We start from the raw sequence: 750 nt of genomic DNA on the forward strand, positions 1-750 counted from the left end.
CGGCGGTGAGCTGCCAGTTCTCGCCCTTGATGTCATGGACGATGGCCGATCCCGGCCAGGTCAGCAGCGAGGGCACCACCAAGCCGACGCCCTTGCCGGAGCGGGTCGGCGCGAAGCACAGCACATGTTCCGGCCCTTCATGGCGTAGATAGTCGCGTTCATACCGGCCGAGGATGACGCCATCGGAACCGAGGAGGCCGGCGGCGCGGACCTCCTCCTTCTCGGCCCAGCGCGCCGAGCCATAGGTCTCGACCTTGGAGGCCTCGCGTGCCCGCCAGACCGACAGCGCAATGGCGACCGCGATAGAAAGGAAGCCGCCAGAGGCGGCGATCAGCGCGCCCCGGAAGAACACATCCGGCGCATAGGCGTCGAAAAAGTACCACCACCAGAAGAAGGCCGGCGGGTAGTAGATTGGCAGGTCGAGAAGCGCGAACCACGGTGCGCCAAGCTGCGCCTGAAAGCCGAGGCTCCAGGCCACATATTGGGTGGCGCCCCAGATGGCAGCCAGCACGATGAGCAGCACGGAGAGGATCTGCCCCCAGAGGATGTTCGTCGCCGACATGGTGATGATCCTTATCTCGGGTCAGAGGCCAAGGCCGCGCTTGCGACCGAAGCTCCAGTCGACGCCACCATCGTCACGTGCGACGCCGGAGACATGCTTGCCGAGTTGGCGTTCCAAAGAGGGCGACCAGGGCACGAGCTGGAAGCCGAGCCCGTCATCGAGCATGGCAAAGCGTCCGGACGCGAGGT

Annotated in this window: 2 protein-coding genes; both read right to left on the reverse strand. The window is 65.6% G+C overall.

Annotated elements, in window-relative coordinates; translation table 11 throughout:
• The coding region (locus tag KHC28_RS09980; RefSeq protein WP_214008210.1) for a type IV secretory system conjugative DNA transfer family protein at positions 1-562 on the reverse strand (562 nt) is incomplete at its 3' end.
• A 21-nt stretch (positions 563-583) separates the two neighbouring features.
• The coding region (locus KHC28_RS09985; RefSeq protein ID WP_214008211.1) for a DUF3363 domain-containing protein at positions 584-750 on the reverse strand (167 nt) is incomplete at its 5' end.

This window comes from Ancylobacter sonchi (assembly GCF_018390695.1).
GTDB classification, from domain to species: domain Bacteria; phylum Pseudomonadota; class Alphaproteobacteria; order Rhizobiales; family Xanthobacteraceae; genus Ancylobacter; species Ancylobacter sonchi.